Below are 17,778 nucleotides of genomic sequence, written 5' to 3'. Positions count from 1 at the left end.
AGCCGGCAAGGTAGCCCTCGGAGAAGTCAACGGTTTCCTTGCGCTTGTCCGTGATCCCGATCGCGGCCACGCCGACGTCGAACTGGCCGTTGGCCACGGCCGGAAGGATGGCAGAAAAGTCCTGACCGGTGAAGACCACTTTGTCTACACCGGCGCGGTGGGCCACGTCCTTGAAGAGTTCCACGTCGAAGCCGGTGAAGTTACCCTGCGCATCGGCGAACGTATAGGGCTTGAGGTCTCCAACGCTTGCAACCCGGACAGTTCCTTGCTCTATTAGGCCGTACGGATTTTGCTCCGCTGACGAGGACGCGGGAGCTCCGCCGCACGCCGAAAGCAGGCTCACCGCCAAGGCGGCGGAGGCTGCTGCCGCGCCAAAGCGAAACGTCCGGGAAGTAGGGATACGCATTCCATTCCAATCTGTAGAGGTGCTGGTTTCAGCCCACAAGAGCTGAGAGCGTTATCAGGTCCTGTGTAAGCTACATCTCTTTTTCGGATTGAGTCAAGAATTTCTTTATTCGCCTCCTCGAGCCCGTGCAAGCACGGATAGTCCGACTCCGGGCGCCGTATGCACACGCGCAACTAGTGCACGCTGGTGTCGGAAAAGAAGCTCGACAAAGTGCGAACGTTCTCATAAGCTTGAGCATGGCGCCGCTACAGGGGCAGGTAAGCTACTGACCTGCGTTCGGGGCGAGGACTTCCGCGGCCCGAATCCAAAAACCAGCCACGGAAAGATACCAATGCCCGCTTCCCCGAGAATAACCATCACGCAGGTCGCAGCTGAAGCAGGCGTCAGCACAGCCACCGCCGGGCGCGTTCTCGGCAACTATGGCTACACCAGCGATGACGTCGCGGCAAAGGTACAAGCTGCAGCCCGGAAACTCGGCTACAAACCCAACTCGCTTGCCCGCAGCCTGGTGACCGGCAAGAGCCACACCATAGGAGTAGTGGCCGCCGACATCGACAACGCCTTCTATGCCAGAGTCCTCCGAGGCATCGGCGACGTCGCAAGAGCACGCGGGTTCGGCGTCATCCTGACCAACAGCGATGAGGACCTTGAGCGCGAAAAAGACGCGGTACAACTCCTGCTCGAAAAACGTGTAGACGGGCTCATCGTGGCGCCATGTGATGTTCGGGGTTCCGCGCACCTCCGCAGCCTTATTGCCGGCGGATGCCCGACAGTGCAGATCGACCGCGCCTCATACGATCTGGCTGCCGACTCAGTAACTGTCGACAACAGAGGATCCGCCCGCGAGGCAGTCACCCACCTGCTGAAAGCAGGACACCGGCGAATAGCGATCATCGCCGAACTGGAAGAACTTCACAACGGAAGCCTGGAGGAGTTTGTCCGACAGGCTGCCCACTTCTCAACCAACGGGGAAACGCTTTATCCAAGCTGGCAACGCCTGCAGGGGTACGTCGATGCCCACCGGGACTTCGGCGTTCCCGTCGACCCAGGCCTTATCGGCCGCGTCGGCTCCTACTCCTCCGACGCTGCTTGCCAAGCGGCTACCGTCCTCCTCCAGTCCCCGGACCGGCCAACCGCGCTGTTTGCCGCCGACGGAACCATGTCCATTGGAATGATGCAGGCAATAGCCGACTTGGATCTTCAAATCCCGGAGCAGCTCTCGATCATCTGCTTCGACGACCTCGATTGGATGAAGTTCACCCGACCGGCCATAACAACGATCCACCAACCCGTGCACCGGATCGGCTCCATGGCCGCAGAGCTTCTCCTCGCCAGGATCGCTGGCGACACTTCCGTCCCGAAACACAACGTCCTGGAAGCCCGGCTCCAAGTTCGCGATTCTGTGGCTCCGCCTAGGAGCTAACCTTCGCCGAACTCAAGCGCTCCCCCATCACGGAACGCCGGGGAAAAGCCTGGCGTACCAGAGTGCATTCCGCTCACACCCTGCGGGTTGAACCCCTGCGCCTCAACTTGGCCCTTGTCAGGCTCGACCTTGGGGCGTTTCCCGTGTCGAGCAGTTCCCGCAGCATTTTCCAGGAACTGCCGACGCCTCTCTAAGTGGCCACGGACTTCACACATGCGACGACCGTGAAAATGGCCGGCGGGACACTACCAGTGCAAGTGATCAATAATTCGACGGCCGCCTTGGATGCCGCGTTTTTACCTTGCCCGCGAAGCCGTGCTGGATACGCCGGAACTATCAGCCGCGTGGATAGCTCCTATGGAAAACTTGCTCTTCTCCAGATACATGAACTCCCTCACAGTAGTTACAGGACCTGCACCAACCGACCGCAGCCAGTAACCAGAAGGACTTCAACGTGGAAACTCCCCTCTCACATCTTGCCCACCTCGAGATCACCACCCCCGACGTCGAAGCCTCGGCGCGGTTCTACGAGGAAAAATTCGGCATGCGCATCATTGATCGCGTGGACGGCAACGTCTACCTGCGCTGCTGGGGCGACCACTACCGCTACAGCCTGGTCATCACCGAAGGACCGGAAGCGTCCCTGGGCCGGATGGCCTGGCGCACCAACTCCCAGGCAGCCCTCGAAGCGGCCGCCCAGCGGGTCGAAGCGACCGGCGTGCAGGGCACCTGGACCGCCGGCGGCCACGGCTTCGGCAAGGCTTACGAGTTCACCGGCCCCTACGGCCACCACATGCGCCTCTTCTTCGACGTGGAGAAGTTCGTCGCCGAGCCCGGTTTCGAGTCCACCTACCCGGACCGGCCGGAACGCCGCAGCAGCCACGCCGCCGCACCCCGGTTCCTGGACCACGTCACCGTCGCTTCCTCCGATGTCCGCGGCTTCGCCAAGTGGTACAACGAGGCCCTGGGCTTCCGCGTGATGGCCTTCGTGGACCTGGACGAGGCACCCATCACCGTCTTCTCTGTGCTGACCACCAACGAGAAGTCCCACGACCTGGGCGTTGTCCTGGACACCTCCAGCCGCGCCGGCCGCGTCAACCACATCGCCTTCTGGGTGGATGCCACCGAGGACCTGCTCCGCACCGCCGACGTCATGATGGAAAACGGCACCCCCATGGAATACGGCCCCTCCATCCACGGCGTGGGCGAGCAGAACTTCCTCTACTTCCGCGACCCGTCCGGCCTGCGCGTGGAGCTCAACTCCGGCGGCTACCGCAACTACGTTCCTGACTGGGAAGCCAACACCTGGCACCCGTCCGAAGGTTCCAACAACTTCTACAAGAACGGCGCCATGCCGCACTCCATGACCGAGTCCTTCCCGCCGGCTGAAGGCTTCACCGCCACCGAAGAAGGCGCCTCCCCCGCGATGAAGGAAGCCCTGTTGAACCCGTACGCCAAGCAGGGACGGGGCTAAGGCCGCTATGTCGGTAGCTACTTATTCGCTCATCCGCTTCCAGGAGCCCGGTGACAGCAAGGCCCGCGCGGGCCTGCTGGTTGAAGACCGGGTCCTGCCGCTGGACGGGGACATCAACTCCCTAATCGAGCACTGGGCAACCACCGAGGGACAGTTGGACGCGCTGGCTGCCTCGGCAGGCAAGGACACCGGCCTGGCGCTGGCCGACGTCGAAATCCTTGCCCCCGTGGAGCCCGCCCAGGTGCTGCAAACCGGTGCGAACTACCGCAAGCACGTCATCGACCTCGCCGCAGCCCACCGCGAACCGGGCGAGGGCGAAGAGGAAGTGCGCGCCAAGACGGCGGCGATGATGGACAAGCGGGCAGGCCAGGGAACGCCGTACTTCTTCATCGGGCTTCCGACGGCGGTCGCGTCCGCCACGGACGACCTCGCCCTCCCGTCATACAGCAAGTCCCACGACTGGGAGCTGGAACTGGCGGCAGTCATCGGCCGGACCGCATTCCGGGTCACCCCCGAGGAAGCCCTGGACTACGTCTTTGGCTACACCATGGTCAACGACATCACTACCCGTGAATACGTCTTCCGCAAGGACATGCCGGCCATCGGCTCGGACTGGTACCGCGCCAAGAACGCCCCCGGATTCCTGCCCACCGGCCCGCTGCTGGTACCCGCCAAGTTCTTTGGCGACCCGCAGGACGTCCAGGTGACACTGAAGCTCAACGGCAAGGCCATGCAGGACGAGTCCACGCAGGACATGATCTTCGGCGTCGCCAAGCTCGTCAGCGAAGCCTCCCAGATCATGCCACTGCGCCCCGGCGACCTGGTGCTCACCGGCAGCCCGGCCGGCAACGGCCAGCACTGGGGCCGGCTGCTCCAGGACGGCGACGTTATGGAAGGCACCATCACCGGACTGGGCACCCAGCTCATCCACTGCAAGGACGAAGTGACAACCGAAAGCAGCAAGCCGTGACCGCCCAGGACACAGCACCCGCCATCGGCGCCGGGGAATCAACTGATTTCCCGGTCATCCGGCGTGAGGACCCGCTCGGCAGCATCCGCGCCATGGCCGAAGCGCACAACAACTGGGGCCGCTGGGGCGAGGATGACGTCCTGGGGACCCTTAACTTCATCGACGCCGCCAAACGCGTCGTAGCAGCAGGACTGGTGAGGACCGGCGACGCCTTCTCGCTGTCCCAGCCGTTCGATACCAACGGTCCGCAGAAGGGCTGGCGCCGCCGCACCAATCCCGTGCACACCATGACGGACACCGGTGTGGACGCAGAACGCGGCAATCAGGGCTTCCCGCACGGCTTCGGCGGCGCGGACGACGTGATCGCCATGCCGCTGCAGTGCTCCACGCAGTGGGACGGCCTGGGCCATATCTTTGACCAGGGCAAGGCCTGGAACGGCCGCGCAGCCGGGGACGTGGTCACCTCCGAGGGCGACCTGGTGACCGGCATCGAGACTGCCGCTGCCAAGATCATCACCCGCGGCGTGCTGCTCGACGTCGGCCGGGCGCTCGGCCCCGAGCTGGGACGGAACGACGGCGAACTGCCCGACGGATTCGCCATCACCCCGGAGCATCTCCAGCGGACCATCGAACTCCAAGGTCCCAGCTCAACAGTGGGCCGGGGCGACATCGTGGTGATCCGCACCGGTCAGTACGCCAGGGTCCGCCGCGACGGCTGGGGCGACTACGCCGGCGGGTCAGCCCCGGGGCTGTCCTTCAGCGCCGCGCCGTGGCTGCACGCCTCCGAAATTGCCGGGATCGCCACGGACACATGGGGTTTCGAGGTCCGGCCGAACGAGTTCGACGGCGCGTTCCAGCCCCTCCACCAGATCGCCATTCCCAACCTGGGACTGTTCCTGGGCGAGATGTGGGACCCGGACGGGCTGGCGGAAGCGTGCGCAGCGGACGGCAGGTACGATTTCCTGCTCACAGCAGCGCCGCTTCCCATCACCGGTGCCGTTGGCTCGCCGGTCAACCCGATCGCTGTCCGGTAAGCACCGTCCGGTAGCTTTCAGTACAACAAACCACCAGCAGTACGCCGTCAATACAAAGGAGTCAGCGATGGCAGCAGTACAGAACGTCGGAATCGTTGGGGCGGGAGCCGCGGGCCTGGCCGCCGCCATCCTCCTGGCCGACGCCGGAATCCAGGTTGAAATCCTCGAGAAGGCGGACTCCCCGCAGACCCTCGGGTCCGGGATCACCCTGCAGGGGAACGCCCTGCGGATCTTCCGCCAGCTCGGGGTATGGGACCAGATCGAGGCGAAGGGCTACGCGTTCAGCACGCTCGGCCTGCGCGCCCCGGACCCCGCCGGCAGTGTCATCGCAGTCCTCGAAGACATCCGCACCGGCGGCGATGACCTGCCCGCCACGCTGGGCATGTACCGCCCGGACCTCACCGCCATCCTCCGCGAACGTGCTGAACAGGCGGGTGCACGCATCAGCTACGGCAAGACCGTCACCGGAATAACGGACGACGGCGGGTCCGTCACCGTGAGCACCGCCGACGGCGCCGCCGCCACCTACGACCTCCTGATCGGCGCCGACGGCCTGCACTCAGCCGTCCGCAAAGCCATCGGCATCGACATGGAACCCCAGCCCACCGGCATGGGCATCTGGCGTGCCTTCGTGGAGCGGCCCGAAGAGGTGGTCCGCACGGACCTGACCTACGGCGGACCCTGCTTCATCGCCGGCTACTGCCCCACCGGCCCCGAGACCATCTACGCCTACCTGGTGGAGAAGGCCCAGGAGCGCAAGCATGAGGACGGCCCCCGCATCATGGCCGAACTCGCCGCGGCCTACGGCGGCCCGTGGAAGGAAATCCGCGCCAACCTGGACCACACCGCCCGCATCAACTACACGTGGTTCACCACACACCTCGTCGACGGTCCGTGGAACCGCGGCCGCTCCGTAATCATCGGCGACGCCGCCCACAGCTGCCCACCCACAGTGGCCCAGGGTGCAGCCATGGCCCTGGAGGACGCCACTGTACTGGCCGAGCTGCTGGTCCAGGCCGACGACCTCACCGAAACCCTGTGGAAGGAATTCACCGACCGCCGCCTGGACCGGGCCAAGGCAGTGGTCGACGCCTCCGTCCAGCTGGGCCAGTGGATGCTCGACGGCGTCCGCGACGCTGACGTGCCCGGCCTGATGCACTCCCTCGCCGTCATGCTGAAGGAACCCGCATGAGCACCCACTCCGCTGACAGACAAACCCCCACGGTGGACGTCCACGCCCACATCCTGCTTCCGGCCCTGCAACAGCTCGTGGCCGAAGCCGATCCGGACGGCTTCGGCGCCCAGCAGGCCCTGGAAGTGCGGCGCAACGGACCGGAATCCATGGCCGCATCGGGCAGGATGATCAAGGAACGCTGGCCGCAGCTGACGGACCTGGACCGCCGGCTCGCTGACATGGACGCCCAAGGCGTGGACGTGCAGCTGGTTTCGCCGTCGCCGTCGCACTTCTACTACTTCGCCGGCGAAGAGCTGGCCCTGCAAGTAGCTATGTCCGCCAACCAGGCAGTGCGGGAATTCGTGGACCGTGCGCCGGAGCGGCTCAACGGCCTCGGCCTGGTCCCCCTGCAGCACCCTGCCCTGCTGGTCGAAGCCCTGGAACACGCCGTGCTGGAATGCGGCCTGCTCGGCGTCGAAATCGGCTCGTTCGCCGCCACCCCTGAGGACCCGGAACGCAGCACCGTGGAGCTGTCCGACCCCCGGCTGGAACCGTTCTGGGGCCGGGCCGAGGAGCTGGGCGCCCTGGTGTTCCTGCACCCGTTCGGCTGCTCCCTGGATGAGCGGCTGGACCGCTTCTACCTCGCCAACACCGTCTCCCAGCCCGCCGAAAACGCGGTGGCACTTTCCCACCTCATCTTCAGCGGGGTCTTGGACCGGCACCCGGACCTCAAGGTGCTGGCCGCACACGGGGGCGGCTACCTTCCCACCACCCTCGGCCGCTCCGACCACGCCTGGCGCGTTCGGCCCGAGGCACACTGCTGCGCCCAACCGCCGTCGTCCTATCTGACGAAGCTGTACTTCGATTCCCTGGTCCACAGCCCGGGTGAACTCCGGGCCCTCGTGGCCGCCGCGGGCCCGGAGCAGGTGCTGCTCGGCTCGGACTACCCGTTCGATATGGGCTCCGACCTCCCTGTGGACGAGGTTCAGGCTGCCGGACTTGCTGCCGGCGACGAGGCGCAGGTTTTGGCCGGCAACGCCCGCACGCTGGGCATTACCGCGGCTGCCGCCCTGGCTGCCCGGCCCAACGCTTAAGGAACACTCCCATGGTCAAGATTGCTCGTTGGAATTACGACGGAGGAACGCAGTCCGGCTTCGTGGACGGCGGAAACTGCTACCCGCTGCCCTCGGGCGGCGTCCAGACGCTGCTCGACGCCGGACTCGAAGAGACGCTGGGCCTTGCCCGCCAGACCATCGGATCCGGCCTTGCCGTTCCCTTGGCGGAGGTGCAGCTGCTCGCCCCGCTGGTGCCCGCCACCATCCGGGACTTCGTGGCGTTCGAGGAACACGTCGAAGGCGTGCGGAAGAGCATCGACGGCGTGGCCGGCGTGGTAACCGAATGGTACGAGGCGCCCACGTTCTACTTCACCAACCCGCACACGGTGACCGGCACCGGCGAGGTGATCGGCATTCCGGCGGGCTGCGAAGACCTGGACTTTGAGACAGAAGTGGCCGCCGTCGTCGGACGTGTTCCCGGAAGCGACGGCCGGAACCTGACCGCCGCGGAGGCGCACCGGCACATCTTCGGCTACACGGTGCTCAACGACTGGTCCGCGCGGGACCTGCAGCGCCGGGAGATGAAAGTCAGCCTGGGGCCGTGCAAAGGTAAGGATTTCGCCAACACCCTGGGGCCCTGGATCGTCACCGCGGACGAGTTCGAGGGCCTGCACGACGCCGAGGGGTACCTGCCGATCTCCATGGCTGTTGAGGTCAATAAAGAGACCATCGGCCAGGACCTGCTGTCCAACATGGGCTGGCCGTTCGCCGAGCTGGTGGCCTATGCCTCGCAGGACTCGGTGGTGCGGCCCGGCGATGTGCTGGGCTCCGGCACCTGTGGCAGCGGCTGCCTCGCCGAGCTCTGGGGACGAAACGGTGCAAAGACTCCCCAGCCGCTGAAAACCGGCGACGTGGTCCGGATGACGGTGGAGGGAATCGGCAGCATCGAGAACACCGTTGGTGAGCGGCGTGAGGCCGTGACCCGCGTGCCAGCCCGGCCCCGCCCGCGCAACCGGGTTGCTGCCGCGGTTACGTCTGGCAATTAGGGTGGTTTCCCTTCGGCTCGATGGCCGGACGGTGGTGGTTACCGGGGCAGGCCAAGGCCAGGGCGCTGCCGAAGCGCGCCCGCTGGTCGAGGCCGGGACGCGCGTCATCGCCACGGACCTGGCGGCGGACCTGCCCGATGGCTTGGCGGACTTGCCTTTGTCTGCTTCAGACGCGTTGGTGTACCGGCAGTTGGACGTAAGTGACTCCTCCGGATGGTCCACCCTCGCCGCCTGGATTCAGTGCCAGGGGTGGCAGGTGGACGGGCTCGTCAACAATGCCGGCATTACCCAGCGCAGCCGCCTGCTGGAGGCATCTGTGGCTGACCTGCAAAGGGTCTACGAAATCAACGTCGCCGGAAGCCTGCTGGGGATCCAGGCGCTCGCGCCGCTAATGCGCAGCGGGGCTTCGATTGTTAATGTCGGTTCTGTCGCAGGCCTGACGGCGCACTATCCCGTGGCCTACACCGCGAGCAAATGGGCCCTGCGCGGGCTCTCCCAGGTGGCAGCTATGGAACTGGGACCGCGCGGGATAAGGGTGAACACCGTCCACCCGGGGTTCATCGAGACACCCATGACGGCGAGTGCCAAGCCCGCGTTCCGCCAGGCAACCCTGGGCGAGACCCCGCTGGGGCGCACCGGAAGCGTGGAGGAGGTGGCCGGCGTCGTACTCTTCCTACTCAGCCCGATCTCCTCCTTCGTGACGGGCGCCGAGATCCCGGTGGACGGCGGCCAGTCAGCCCACGGCGGTGCGAAGGCAGTCTCCGACGCTCTGCGCTAGCCGCCTTCCCACCCAACCGACCCACATATCGGTTGGGTGGGAACCCCGGGGATCAACCCGGCAGCACGGCCGACCAGCCGCCGTCGACCATCAGGTTGGCACCGGTGACGTACGAGGCGTCGTCGGAGGCTAGGAACAGCGCGCACGCGGCAACTTCTTCGGGCGCGCCGATTCGGCCCAGCGGGATGCTGCCGGCGATGGTCCGCATCGGATGGTCGGGAGCGAGAAGGTTGCCCTCGGTGGCCGCGGTGCGGATCATCCCGGGACTGACCGCATTAACCCGCAGTCCGTGCGGGGCCCCTTCGGCGGCAAGCTGCTTGGTCATGGCCACGACGGCCCCCTTCGTGGCGGTGTGGGCCAGCCGGCCGTTGGTCATGGATCCTGTGACCCCCGCCGTGGAGCCCACCAGGACAATCGCACTGTTGGCAGCCTGGATCAGCTGCGGCCAGAAGTACTTGACCGGCAGGAACACCACGTCCATCTCGTGTTCAATGTTCCACTTCCAGTCATCGAAGCTGAGTTCCTCCACCGGGGCGAAGCGCGTGACGGCGGCGTTGGCGTACAGGATGTGGACCTGGCCGTGCTTGGCGACGTCCGCAGCCCAGGCCGCCACCGCTGCCTCATCCGTGAGATCCACCCGGCTGCTGCTCATCCGGCCCCCGGCCTCGGTGACCGCCGCAACCGTGGCCGCGGCGCCGTCGTCGTCCATGTCGCAGCCCACCACGAAGGCCCCTTCCGATGCGAAGGCGAGCGCAGCGGCCCTGCCCTGGCCGCTGGCCGTTCCGGTGATGACGGCGGTCTTGCCGGCCAGTCGCTGGCTGGAGACAGACATGAAGGGTCCTTCCGAAGACGTGTTTCTTCGACTCTCGCAGGAATGACCCGGGCGGGGAACGGCGTCTTGGGTCTAGGTGGTATCCGCCGCGTGGATAGTCACTGGGTGGGATTTGACGGCGAAGAGTTCATGCAGCCGGGCGCAGGAGCGCTGGACCACTGACCGCAGCCAGACGCTGGCCGGGTCCTCCGCCTGGGACGGGTGCCAGTACATGGCCTCCACCAGGGATGCTTCGGCACCTTCGGCGAACCCCAGCACCACGATGTCCGCGCCTCGCTGGGCCCGTGCGGCCAGCATGCCCGGGACCAGTGCCACGAGGTCAGTCCCTTCGACCAGGAGCGGCAGGGACAGGAACCCGGCCACCACCGCCGCTACTCTGCGCTGCAGGCCCCGCGATTCGAACAGCTTGTCCGCCGGGGTGCTGATTCCCTCGCCGAAGTAGCCGACGGCGTGGGGCACCGCGGTCAGGTCCTCGAGGGTGAGGCGGGGCTGCCGGAGAAGGGGGTTTCCGGCGTCGGCCACGGCCACGAAACTGTCCCGGAACAACTGCTTGCTGGCCCCCTGCATCTGGTATCCCGTGGGCCCGACGAGCAAGTCGATCTTCGAATAGTCAGTCATCTGGCCCTGGATCCCGGACTTCGCTGTGGGAACGAAATCCACTGCCACTCCCGGCGCCTCATCCCGCAGGATCCCGCGCAGCGGCCCCACAATCAGCGCCGCCGCATAATCCGAGGCCGCAATAACGAACTCCCGCTCGCTCGTGACCGGGTCGAAGCCGGACCGCACTCGCGTGGCCCGCTGGATGTGAAGCACCGCTTCATCAACCAGCGGGACCAGGGACTGTGCAAAGGGCGTCAGCTCATAGGTGCGGCCGTGGCGCACCAGGAGTTCGTCGTCGAAATGGCGCCGAAGCCTGGCCATCGCCGCGCTGGTTGCCGGCTGGCTGAGCTGGAGCCGCTCCGCCGCCCGGGAGATGTTCCGCAGTTCCAGCAGGACCTGCAGCTGGGGCAGCAGGTTGAGGTCCAGGTTCTTCATACCCACAGGTTATCCATGTCCCAAGTCCAACCCTGCCAACGGCTGAGCGGCTCCTAAAACACCGTCAGTTCAGGCGCCCTCACAACCAAGCCCCTCAGCGACCTTCCGGGCGCCGCGCACCGCGATGGCAACGCTCATCAGCGTGGGGTTCATGGCCGTCGCCGTCGGAATGAGCGCGTTGCCGCCCACCACCAGGTTCTCGTAGCCCCACACCCGCGACCACGGATCCGCCACCGAGGTGCCGTCGTTGGTCTCGCCCACGCGCATGGTGCCCTGGTAGTGCAGGCTGGAGCCGTTGGGCATCAGCCTCGGCTCGGCAACAAAGACACCAAGTGCCTTGCCGGCACGCCGCAGCCGCTCCGTGGCCTCGGCAATCTCGGCGTTTTCCCGCTCCGTAAGCGCGTACTCGACGCTCATGTTCGGGAAGCCACGGTAGTCCGGCTCGTTGTCGTCAAAGGTAACGGCGTCCTCGAAGCGGGGGTGCTTGCGCATGCCGTACCCCATGTTGACGTAGCCCCAGTGGTTTTCCGAGTAAGGGGTGCCCGGGTCCATCGGAAACGGAGTCGATTCCGAGTACATCACTTGGACGGAGAAGGGGTGCTCCGGCTCGGAGAACGGGATGCGGTTCACTGCCGCCACCGGGTCTGCAGCGTTCTGCGCGCGCCGGGCCAGTTCGATGCCGAGGTCCTCCTCCGTGGCGAAGCGGCGCATCTTTTCGGCGTCGAGCGCCACCGTGGAGATGACCACCGGGTGCTCGGTCAGGTAGTGGCCGAGAGCCTTCGGCCGCACGCCCGATGCCCACAGGAGCTGCGGAGAACGGAAGGCATCGGCAGCCACCACAACGATGTCAGCTGCCACGAAGGATGTCTCACCGGTGCGGAGGTCCTGGACTGTGACGCCGGTGACGCGATGTCCGTCCAGCTCCACGCGGCGGACCAGGGTGAGGTCGCGGAGTTCGAACTGCTTCGAGAGGGGGCTGTCTTTATCGATCAGGGGGCCGAGGACGACGTCGGCACCTGCCCAGCGTACCGACCCGTCAGGCTGCGGGTCCCCGGCCACCGGAAGGGTCCCCACCCCGTAGCCGTCCGGCAGTTCCGCGCCGAACTCTTCGTCCAGGAGGGACCGAATGGCCTCACCCACACGGGAATCGGCGAACGCGGCACTGTGGACATGCAGCAGCTGCTTGGCGTCCTCAATCAACCCGTCCCATTCGTCGTCTGCGATGAAGGGGATCTTTTCGCTGAAGGCGGGCGACGGCGTCGCGCATGTCCAGTGCGCACCCTGGCCGCCCACGTTCGTGGCCGCAGCCGCTGCCGGGAAGGAGGGGGCGTGGGCGGAACCCGTTCCCCCGAAGTCCAGCAGATGGGTGCCTTGGCGGGCGGTGAACATTCCCTCGGTAACGGTGGCTGGGGGGATGCCAATTGACTCCCGGTAGGCGCCGGCCTGCGGCCCCTGGGACATTTCCCGTGCACGTGCTTTCTCGCCAGGGTCCGGGATATTGCGGACACTCTCGCCGGGGACGTTGGTCAGCTGTGGACCAGCTTCGAACATCACCACCCGGGCATCCGGGACCTGCTCCAAGAGCACCCGTGCGTAGGTGGAACCGATGGGTCCGCTGCCGACGATGGCGATAGTGGGGTTGGACATGATGTCTCCTTTGAAATCAGGCCGAGAGTGATTCGGAAGGTGCGTGGGGTTCGGGAACGGGTTCGTCGGACAGGCGCCCGTGCGGAAGCAGGACAGCTGCGACAATTCCCAAGGCGTAGGTAGCCGCCAGGGCGATGAAAATGGGTGTGAAAACTGTGGTGTAGATCTGGGCGACGCTGGCTTGGATGGCCGGCGCCGCCCCGTGGACCAGCTGCGGCGTCAGGGTGGAGGCGTCCAGGCCTGCCGGCAGGAGGCCCGCGACGCCGGCGCCGATCACTCCGCCGATGACCGCCGTCGCCACCGTGGACCCCACCTGCCGCATCAGGTTGATGGTGGCGGTGATCGTGCCGGTCTGGCTGGGCGGGGCCGCTCCCTGGACCACGGCGACGATCAGGCTCATGAAAGCTCCGGTGCCCATCCCCACCACGGCCATCACCAGCATGGGAGCCCACAGCGGAAGCCCGCCCGGCAGCACGGCCATCACAAAAAGCCCGGCGGCCCCCATCGATGTTCCCAGGATCGGGAAGATGCGGTACCGCCCGGTCCGGCTGGCCAGCCATCCGGTGAGCAGGTTGCTGATCAGCATGCCGAACACGGTGGCGATCGGCACCAGCCCGGACACTGTGGCGGTGGTCTGGTAAGCCATCTGGAAGTACGTGGGCAGGTAGGCAGTGATGGAGAAGAGACCGACGCCGATAATCGCCGAGAGTGCCGTGCCCGCGGCAATGGTCCGGTTGGCGAACAAGTGGAGCGGAACGATGGGTTCGGGCGCACGCCGCTCGATAAAAAAGAAGGCGACGAAGCCGGCGATGCTCGCCGCGAGTGCGGCAGCGGTGGCAGGGCCTGCGTTCAGTTCGGCGGCCCATGTGACGGCGAGTACGAGCGCCACCAGGGCGCTGGTGAAGACAGCCGCCCCGGCAACGTCGAAGTGGCGGGGCATGGGGCCGGGTTCCAGGTGCGGAACGGCGACGAGCGCGAGGCCCAGGGCAGCCGCGCCCACCGGGATATTGATCCAGAAGACCCACTGCCAGCCCCAGTAATCGGTGATGGCGCCGCCGAGAACGGGGCCCACCAGGATGGCGATGGGGAAGGCTGCGCCGATGATGGCCATGTAGCGCGGCCGTTCACGTTGGGTGGTGACGCGGGCAATGATGGTCTGGGACATCAATTGCAGGCCCGCGGAGCTCATGCCCTGCAGGACGCGCGCGGCGATCAGCCACGTCATGTCCGCGGCGAAGCCGCACGCCAGGGACGCGGCCAGGAACATCACGAGGGAGCCCAGGAAGATGCGGCGCGCTCCCAGTACGTCACCGAGTTTGCCGAGCACCGGCAGCAGCACGGTGCTGGCGAGGGTGTAACCCACGACAACCCAGCTCATCAGCGTCAGCGCGCCCAGTTCACCGGCGATGGTGGCCAGGGAAGTAGACACCACCGTGTGGTCCAGGGCCCCCAGGAAGGAGACCGAGAGCAAAGAGATTACAAGGAGACGGAGTCTCAGAGGCGAAAGTGGCATGGTGATCTACCCGAACGATCGGGCCGTCGACGCGACGTAATGTGCCTCCGGCGCAGCATCACGACGGAGAACGGGTCCGGAAAGAACCCCGGCGCCGTTCTCCATAATACTCCACTTTAGTCTGAAAACAACATAAGAACGTTCGGATTAGACGTGAGGCCGGGCCGCCGTGCTTACGCATCGAGCAGGGCCCAGGTCAATGCCATGTCCTGGAACAGATCGTGCAGGTCAGCTACCGGCCCGCCTGACGAGCAGGCCTCAATGGCCCGGCGGAGCGCAAGGCGCGCTGACGATTCATAGCGTTCCGGGGCCCGTAATGCCCCTTCCTCAGTGACGGTCTCCACCCGGTTCAGCCCGGCCGGCTGGTCCACGGTGACCTCGGTTCGCACCTCGCCGAGGGCCAGCACCTGAAGCAGGCCTCCGCCATGAAGGCCCCCGACGGGAGTCCCCATCAAACTGGCGGGGACTGAGCCGTCATCGGCGCCCGAATCCAGTAGCGCGAGCCTGCCCTGCGCCGTGGCAATGCCCGCCCGAAACGACAATGGCCCCCCAATCAGGGACCGCGCCCATCCGAATCCGTCAAGGATGGCGCCGTCAAGGCCCACAGCGGGGGCGGCGCACTCAACAGTAACCATGCGGGCATGGCTGCCCCTCCGCGCTCCCACGGCGTCACCAACGATATCGGGACGCAGGCGGGGGCGCTCAACGATCACCGGAACGTCCCGGGGCCACTGGTCAGGCTCAACGGCTCGCCGGGGCAGCACCACGGGATCCGCAAGCACCACCGCCGAAGCTCCCCCGGCCAGGGCGGCCAGCATGCTCTGCCACCAATCACCAGTTCCGGGCACCACTGCCACCGCCCTATGTGCGTCGTCCACGAGTGCAGCGCTAACGGGAAGCTCGGCAACAGCGGCCGTGTAGGCCGGTAACTCCGCGAAGACACTACACGCACGATTTTGACTCATTGGCGCACCCCTTCACGAATTTCGCTGTGACTGCATCGGCCAGGTCGATTGCATAGTGCGAGTCAGCCAGCAGCTCGTCATACTCCACCGGGGCGGCACCCTCCAGGAGCGAGGCAAGCAGCCGCCATTCGGCCACATAGCCGTCTTCCTCGTCGCGCCGGTACTCCGTCCACTGCCCGTCCACGCTTCGCACCCGGGTGGCAGCGCTTCCGGCATGGACAAAGGCAGGCGGGAAATTCACCTCGATACGGTCGTGGGACGTGGCGATGCTCATCCGCCACAGGGCATCCGGCCCCTCCGGGAGCATGGTGAGGGCCAGCTGGACCAGGACTCCGCCGGCCCGGTACCCCACCAGGTAGCCGATGGGCGGAGCTACTCTTGCATAGACCACTTCATCTATGCCTGGCGCGATGTCCCTCACGGCAGGAAGATCATGGATCGCAAGCCCTGTCAGCAACTGCCTCAGTATGCCGGCCGCCACAGCAGGGTCATCCAGGTCCGGACGGCCCCGCCGGGCAGCCTGGAAGGGGCCGCCCTCGGCAACCACCCCGTGATACCTGTCATTCGGCGGAAGCGCCAGCGTCACAGAGATGGCCTGCACCCGGTCCCCCAAGGCCACAAGATGATGCTTCGCCCGCCCCCACGCGGCATCAAACAGGTGGTTCGTGCCCACCAGGAGAACTGCGCCTGCGGCACGGCAGGCAGAGATAACTTCATCCGCCTCCGGTCTGCTCGCAGCCAGCGGCTTCTCGCAGAAAATGGTGCGCTTACCCGATGCCAGCGCCGCCAGGATCTGGCGCGCGTGTTCACTGGGCGGGCTGCAAACGGCCACCACCTCCACAGCCGGGTCCGCCAGCAGGTCCGACTCGCCCTCCGACCAGCGGGCACCACACCTTTCGCCCAGCCGACGGGCGCGCCCGCTTCCAGCATCGGCAATGTGGACCACCCTGAACAGCTCTGCCAGCCGTCCCAGCACCGGCAGATGAAGGGTCGACACCCCCGGCCCCGCTCCAAGAATTCCTACGTTCCAAGGCATCATCGCCCTCCTTCTTATGTCCTTATTATTCATAAGTGGGGAAATTTCTGGCTATAGTCGCGGCTAACCATACTTTAGTCGGCTCCCGTGTGTGAGAATTATTGTCATGACGACTGACTCGACCCTCCGCTTTGGAGCACAGACGGATGAAGTAACGAGCCTCCTGCGGATCGTCAACCTGGTGCGAACAGGCGAGGCCACCACCCGCCCTGAAATCGGCAAGGTCACAGGCCTGGGCAGGGGCGTCGTCAGTCAGCGCGTGGATCAGGCCATCCAGATCGGCTTCCTGGGCGATGGCGATTTCGGAGCCTCGTCCGGCGGCCGCGCGCCCCGGACCCTGCGTTTCCGCGCGGAGCAGGGGCGAATTGTGATATGCGCCCTCGGAGCGGCTCATATAAGGGTTGGCGTAGCTGCCCTGGACGGCGACATCCTGGAGCACACGCACCGCACGTGGGACATCGCGCAGGGTCCGGAGAAGACCATCGACGCGGTGATGTCCCTGATTGATGATGTCCTAAAGAAGGACCCCAAGGTGCCCGTATGGGGTGTGGTGGTGGGGCTTCCCGGCCCGGTGGACTTCGCTTCGGGGCATCCCGTGGCACCCCCAATCATGCCGGGCTGGAACGCTTACGATGTCCGCAGGCCTTTCGAGGAACGATTCAATGCACCGGTATGGGTTGATAACGATTCCAACCTTCTTGCCCTTGGCGAACGTGCCCGCCGGCGCGACTCCCTGGTGGACCTCATCTACTGCAAGATCGGTTCTGGGGTTGGTGCCGGCCTCCTGTCCAAGGGCAGGATTCATCGTGGCGCCAACGGGGCCGCCGGCGACATCGGCCACGTCCGGGTCTCGGACTCTGATGTGCAGTGCCGCTGCGGCAAGATTGGCTGCCTGGAAGCGGTGGCTGGCGGCTGGGCCCTCGTCCGGGATGCCGAACAGGCCATCAGGGAAGGTGCCAACAGTTCCCTGGCTTCACTGGCGAAAAAGGGAGCACTAACCCTCGAGGAGATCACCCTCGCAGCCCAGGCCGGCGACGCGCTGGCCATCACGTTGATTCAGAAGTCGGCGCGGGTAGCGGGCGAGACCATTTCAGCCCTGGTGAACATGTTCAATCCCGGAGTCATCGTCATCGGCGGTGCTATGGGATCTGCCGGCGAGGTGTTCCTCGCAGAAGTGCGCCAGCGCGTCTACGAACTGTCGTTGCCGCTCGCCACCCGCGACCTCACCATCACCCTGTCCGTCAATGACGAGCGCGAACCCCTGCGCGGTGGAGCTGAACTGGCCCGAGAGCAGCTTTTTGATGTCACCTTCCCGCGCTGGTTTGCGGACGGCCGACCCACGCCGGAACGGGTCGCAGTTCCCGCCTAGGGCTCCACGGCGCACGCCGGG

16 protein-coding genes are annotated in these 17,778 nt (G+C 65.9%); 9 read left to right on the top strand and 7 right to left on the bottom strand.

The window, feature by feature from the left end:
* Nucleotides 1-406, bottom strand: a 406-nt coding sequence (locus CXZ05_RS19065; RefSeq protein ID WP_146033120.1) for a transporter substrate-binding domain-containing protein, incomplete at its 3' end; no start/stop codon positions are given.
* Between the two features lie 331 nt (nt 407-737).
* Between CXZ05_RS19065 and CXZ05_RS19060 the strand changes: the two genes are divergently transcribed.
* The 8 genes from CXZ05_RS19060 (at nt 738) to CXZ05_RS19025 (ending at nt 9,360) form a co-directional block, all read left to right on the top strand.
* Nucleotides 738-1,829, top strand: a complete 1,092-nt coding sequence (locus tag CXZ05_RS19060; protein WP_102974080.1) for a LacI family DNA-binding transcriptional regulator — start codon at nt 738-740, stop codon at nt 1,827-1,829.
* A gap of 454 nt (nt 1,830-2,283) precedes the next feature.
* Nucleotides 2,284-3,303 carry a VOC family protein gene (locus CXZ05_RS19055; RefSeq protein ID WP_102974079.1) on the top strand — a complete coding sequence of 340 codons (1,020 nt, stop codon included), beginning with the start codon at nt 2,284-2,286 and terminating at the stop codon, nt 3,301-3,303.
* A gap of 7 nt (nt 3,304-3,310) precedes the next feature.
* Nucleotides 3,311-4,273 (top strand): fumarylacetoacetate hydrolase family protein, encoded by a 963-nt coding sequence (locus tag CXZ05_RS19050; protein WP_102974078.1) that lies wholly within the window; start codon nt 3,311-3,313, stop codon nt 4,271-4,273.
* On the top strand, nt 4,270-5,307 hold the full coding sequence (locus tag CXZ05_RS19045; RefSeq protein ID WP_102974077.1) for a cyclase family protein: 1,038 nt from the start codon (nt 4,270-4,272) through the stop codon (nt 5,305-5,307). Before CXZ05_RS19050 ends, CXZ05_RS19045 begins: the two co-directional genes overlap by 4 nt.
* Before the next feature lie 67 nt (nt 5,308-5,374).
* The gene (locus CXZ05_RS19040; protein WP_102974076.1) at nt 5,375-6,499 is read left to right on the top strand and encodes an FAD-dependent monooxygenase; all 1,125 of its coding nucleotides are present in this window, start codon (nt 5,375-5,377) and stop codon (nt 6,497-6,499) included.
* Nucleotides 6,496-7,575, top strand: coding sequence for an amidohydrolase family protein (locus CXZ05_RS19035; protein WP_102974075.1), 1,080 nt, complete (start codon nt 6,496-6,498; stop codon nt 7,573-7,575). Before CXZ05_RS19040 ends, CXZ05_RS19035 begins: the two co-directional genes overlap by 4 nt.
* Before the next feature lie 11 nt (nt 7,576-7,586).
* Nucleotides 7,587-8,582: a fumarylacetoacetate hydrolase family protein gene (locus tag CXZ05_RS19030; protein ID WP_102974074.1), complete on the top strand. Its 996-nt coding sequence runs from the start codon at nt 7,587-7,589 to the stop codon at nt 8,580-8,582.
* 1 nt (nt 8,583) lies between these two features.
* The gene (locus CXZ05_RS19025; protein WP_102974073.1) at nt 8,584-9,360 is read left to right on the top strand and encodes an SDR family NAD(P)-dependent oxidoreductase; all 777 of its coding nucleotides are present in this window, start codon (nt 8,584-8,586) and stop codon (nt 9,358-9,360) included.
* Between the two features lie 52 nt (nt 9,361-9,412).
* On the opposite strand, the gene CXZ05_RS19020 is transcribed toward CXZ05_RS19025, so the two are convergent.
* The 6 genes from CXZ05_RS19020 to CXZ05_RS18995 all read right to left on the bottom strand — a co-directional run bounded on the left by CXZ05_RS19020 (nt 9,413) and on the right by CXZ05_RS18995 (nt 16,388).
* On the bottom strand, nt 9,413-10,192 hold the full coding sequence (locus tag CXZ05_RS19020; protein ID WP_102974072.1) for an SDR family NAD(P)-dependent oxidoreductase: 780 nt from the start codon (nt 10,190-10,192) through the stop codon (nt 9,413-9,415).
* A gap of 72 nt (nt 10,193-10,264) precedes the next feature.
* Nucleotides 10,265-11,227 (bottom strand): LysR family transcriptional regulator, encoded by a 963-nt coding sequence (locus CXZ05_RS19015; protein ID WP_102974071.1) that lies wholly within the window; start codon nt 11,225-11,227, stop codon nt 10,265-10,267.
* Nucleotides 11,228-11,296: 69 nt separating this feature from the next.
* Complete coding sequence (locus CXZ05_RS19010; protein ID WP_102974070.1) at nt 11,297-12,874, bottom strand: GMC oxidoreductase; 1,578 nt, start codon at nt 12,872-12,874, stop codon at nt 11,297-11,299.
* Between the two features lie 16 nt (nt 12,875-12,890).
* Entirely contained in the window at nt 12,891-14,387 is a 1,497-nt protein-coding gene (locus CXZ05_RS19005; RefSeq protein ID WP_102974069.1) for an MFS transporter, read from the bottom strand.
* Between the two features lie 173 nt (nt 14,388-14,560).
* Nucleotides 14,561-15,265 (bottom strand): hypothetical protein, encoded by a 705-nt coding sequence (locus CXZ05_RS19000; protein ID WP_258006642.1) that lies wholly within the window; start codon nt 15,263-15,265, stop codon nt 14,561-14,563.
* A gap of 64 nt (nt 15,266-15,329) precedes the next feature.
* Entirely contained in the window at nt 15,330-16,388 is a 1,059-nt protein-coding gene (locus CXZ05_RS18995) for a Gfo/Idh/MocA family protein (protein ID WP_102974090.1), read from the bottom strand.
* A gap of 106 nt (nt 16,389-16,494) precedes the next feature.
* On the opposite strand from CXZ05_RS18995, the gene CXZ05_RS18990 reads away from it, so the two are divergent.
* A complete protein-coding gene (locus CXZ05_RS18990; protein ID WP_102974067.1) occupies nt 16,495-17,757 on the top strand; it encodes an ROK family protein in 1,263 nt (420 codons plus the stop codon).
* Nucleotides 17,758-17,778 lie beyond the last annotated feature (21 nt).

It is taken from the genome of Arthrobacter sp. AFG20 (assembly GCF_002892795.1).
Lineage (GTDB): Bacteria > Actinomycetota > Actinomycetes > Actinomycetales > Micrococcaceae > Arthrobacter.
Note: the sequence above shows the minus strand (reverse complement) of the source record. Positions and strands in the feature narration are given on the sequence as shown.

Bases quoted from the DNA above. Each gene is read 5' to 3' on its own strand.
- CXZ05_RS18995 (WP_102974090.1), bottom strand. From the start codon at position 16,388: ATGCCTTGGAACGTAGGAATTCTTGGAGCGGGGCCGGGGGTGTCGACC.
- CXZ05_RS19020 (WP_102974072.1), bottom strand. From the start codon at position 10,192: ATGTCTGTCTCCAGCCAGCGACTGGCCGGCAAGACCGCCGTCATCACC.
- CXZ05_RS19060 (WP_102974080.1), top strand. From the start codon at position 738: ATGCCCGCTTCCCCGAGAATAACCATCACGCAGGTCGCAGCTGAAGCA.
- CXZ05_RS18990 (WP_102974067.1), top strand. From the start codon at position 16,495: ATGACGACTGACTCGACCCTCCGCTTTGGAGCACAGACGGATGAAGTA.
- CXZ05_RS19050 (WP_102974078.1), top strand. From the start codon at position 3,311: ATGTCGGTAGCTACTTATTCGCTCATCCGCTTCCAGGAGCCCGGTGAC.
- CXZ05_RS19040 (WP_102974076.1), top strand. From the start codon at position 5,375: ATGGCAGCAGTACAGAACGTCGGAATCGTTGGGGCGGGAGCCGCGGGC.
- CXZ05_RS19015 (WP_102974071.1), bottom strand. From the start codon at position 11,227: ATGAAGAACCTGGACCTCAACCTGCTGCCCCAGCTGCAGGTCCTGCTG.
- CXZ05_RS19030 (WP_102974074.1), top strand. From the start codon at position 7,587: ATGGTCAAGATTGCTCGTTGGAATTACGACGGAGGAACGCAGTCCGGC.
- CXZ05_RS19010 (WP_102974070.1), bottom strand. From the start codon at position 12,874: ATGTCCAACCCCACTATCGCCATCGTCGGCAGCGGACCCATCGGTTCC.
- CXZ05_RS19035 (WP_102974075.1), top strand. From the start codon at position 6,496: ATGAGCACCCACTCCGCTGACAGACAAACCCCCACGGTGGACGTCCAC.
- CXZ05_RS19005 (WP_102974069.1), bottom strand. From the start codon at position 14,387: ATGCCACTTTCGCCTCTGAGACTCCGTCTCCTTGTAATCTCTTTGCTC.